This window comes from Vibrio sp. 10N.261.52.A1 (genome assembly GCF_002876325.1).
Lineage (GTDB): Bacteria > Pseudomonadota > Gammaproteobacteria > Enterobacterales > Vibrionaceae > Vibrio > Vibrio chagasii.
Genome location: NZ_MCYD01000607.1, coordinates 1 through 2,925, shown reverse-complemented (window position 1 = coordinate 2,925; position 2,925 = coordinate 1). Strand labels below are relative to the sequence as shown.

The window sequence follows — 2,925 nt, the reverse complement described above, 5'->3', positions numbered from 1 at the left end:
CCTTGATGATGTGTTTTCTGCTTAATGACATAAATTTTATGGCATTCAACCAACCAGCGAGCATAAAAATTTGTCTGAAAGGGGGAGTAAATAAATGTACGGGCAACATATGTTCATTGTTTTAGTGGGGATTTTGCTAGCAGGATGCAAGGACGATAATTCTAAAGCAGTACTTGATGATGCGATATCAGGAGGTGATTTGTTAAATCTTCCCAAGGAAGAAGAACCAACCCCACCATTAGATACAAGCTCACCGTTAGAGCCGAAGCCAACTCCAATAGAGCCTAACGCCCTAGGGAATTTAATCGAAATTGCAATTCTTCCGCCAGAGGGGCAATTGTCTGTTCCTGCGAACAGTAAGATGAAATTACGGGTTACTGGGATCTATGAGAATGGGACAGACGACCTCACTGAACAAGCCGAACTGAGAATACTAGATGATGTATCAAACATTACATTCACCGAGGATAATCAGATACAAGCAGGAGCTTGGGATTCATCGGGTGCTTATAATGACACAAGAATAGAAGCCGAGTTTGAAAATATAAAAGCTGAGTTAACAGTCAAAGTTATGGAAGGCGTATGTGAGGAATCGCTGACGTTAGCCCAAGTAGAAGCCTTGGATGGGACTTGTGTAAAGTCTTACACACATGACGGAAAAGAATACGTATTTACCCCGCGCAAAAAAATTATGTATGAGTTGGGTTACAGTACTGATAACACTGAAGAAAACCAAGGGCGAACTTATTCATATATTCAAAGTGAGAACTTTCCTTATGCGCTGTTTAGAAGGGATGGGAAGGGGATGAATTGGGATAATTTCACTCAAAATAGAAACCCATATGGACAGGCTGAAAGATTTTGTAATGATTTAGCCCAAATGAGTTTTAATAATAAAGATCATTGGCAAATAGCAACCACTGAAGACCTCGTAGAGCTTATAGCACACCATAAAGATAATAACTTAATGTATTCCGAAGGCTTGCCTTTGCATTACTTTAGTATCTGGAGTGATGAAAGGTTTGTAAATGTATATGGGGCTTATAGAAAGAATGTTGGTCAAGTTCAAGGTGCAAGTTTGAAAATAGGAACCCCATTAAGCGATAAACATGCGGTAATATGTAGATCTGAATAGAATATTCACCGAACAAAAACAGATAAGGACATTCATTTAAAAGCTTCTTTAGAAAATAAAGAAACGCATAATTTGACCCGAAATTTATGTGGTCATGCTAGTCATTCCAGCCAAAACTTGCCACTTCTAAGTGGTGAACACGAAAAAGCATGTCATGGGCTAAACACGTGCCGCTTCGCGCCACAGCCCATCACATAAACGTCTTCACCACTCAGGCAGCTGCGCTTTGTCTTTCATAGCAAGGCCGCTTAAAAGATCTATTACCAGCCCCAAACCCCAAGCTTGGGGCCTTTAGTTCAAATTGAACATAATGTGGAATAATACAAAATAGCACGTGCCGGTTCGCCAGCAAGCTGTCGGGCACTGGGCTACTTCAAGTATTATTGGACATTATGTTTAAATTTTCACAACCGCACAGAAAGCGTGCTGTGCTGTAAGGCAGCCAGACAAGCTGGCTATTGTTTATCTGCCTTGCCCAAAAAGACGGGCAAAGCAGGGCAGTTGGCTTACGCATCAAAACACAAACAACGTGTTTCCATGCGGTCACTTCCTCATGGGCCTGATACATTCTTCGTTGCGGTCAGTTTTTGTTGGCCGTGCCGTCCAATGCGCGTGCCCCCGGCACTCGGCCAGCCCTCTTTACTCTCATTCTTTTCTTTGCCCATTTGGCTCCGGGCTGCAGTGTTTGTGTTCCAATAACCCTTATCGGTCTAACTTGTTATCGGTCTAACTTGTTATCGGTCTAACTTGTTATCGGGTACCCAGCGCCTAATGAATCCCTCTTTTGTCCACAAACACACACCACATCCCCCGCCCACCCAATGCTGCGCCCCATCCTTTGGTTTAACAAGCTTTGTAGCCGCTGTTGCTCTATCTGTTTAAGTTGCATTATCACGTGTAATTTATTGGCGCAGCGGTGTGCGTGTCGTGGTTTTTGCGACTGTTGTGTGAGATAAAAAGTGAGGGGGTTGTGAGTTTATGTTGCCCCCCTCTGCGCAAATTTCGTCTTTTTTAGCTCATCAGACGTTATTATGAATAAGGATTACACCAATCAACAATAATGCGATTCCAGAGAGGTAATTTAAGACTCTAGTTATGTTGTTATTTTTTTCTGATATCTTAGCTAGCGCTCCTCCTGTTAATCCTGCAGCCATGTCTATTGGTAATGCAGTAGCTGGGACAATCAAACTTACGAGTAAAGCTTCAACAGTGCTATATCCAGAAGAAAGAATTAAGCCCGGTAGAATTGATAGGTAAAACAAGATTGTTTTAGGGTTCAAGAACTCAACGGATATGGCTTGTAAGTATAGTTTCTTTAAGGAGTGTTTATTAGGTTTAGTTTCTAGCTTAGACGTGAATACTTCTCTGGCGGCTCTTATCGAATCGAAACCTAAATAAAGGATATATGAACCACCGGCCACCGCTATTATCATGGAAAGGTTTTCATTATTTGCAACCAAAGCAGTGACGCCTAATCCTGCTAGGATCGCGTGAAGAGAACTACCTGTAGCTAATCCTAAAGCAGAAACAACTCCCGCAGCTCTGCCATCGCTAACGCCACGAGCACTAACGAAGACTAAAGATGGCCCGGGGCTAACATTCAATAAAATGGCTGCTAACGTAAAAGTAAATAAACTTGTGTACTCCATATGACTTTGTTGTCCTTAGATATGTAAATCTTTACCTTGCTTTTGAATGTATTGCTGCGGGGGGAAGCAGTATTAGATGGGATTTTTCTATTTCGAAGACGTTCAATGTACACGCTTGACTAAATTTTTACTTAGTAAATT

2 protein-coding genes are annotated in these 2,925 nt (G+C 41.8%); one reads left to right on the top strand and one right to left on the bottom strand.

Annotation, left to right across the window (positions count from 1 at the left end):
• The first annotated feature begins 94 nt into the window (after window positions 1-94).
• Entirely contained in the window at window positions 95-1,135 is a 1,041-nt protein-coding gene (locus BCT81_RS10635; RefSeq protein WP_102424180.1) for a hypothetical protein, read from the top strand.
• A 1,019-nt stretch (window positions 1,136-2,154) separates the two neighbouring features.
• On the opposite strand, the gene BCT81_RS10630 is transcribed toward BCT81_RS10635, so the two are convergent.
• Window positions 2,155-2,784 (bottom strand): LysE family translocator, encoded by a 630-nt coding sequence (locus BCT81_RS10630; RefSeq protein WP_102424178.1) that lies wholly within the window; start codon window positions 2,782-2,784, stop codon window positions 2,155-2,157.
• Window positions 2,785-2,925 lie beyond the last annotated feature (141 nt).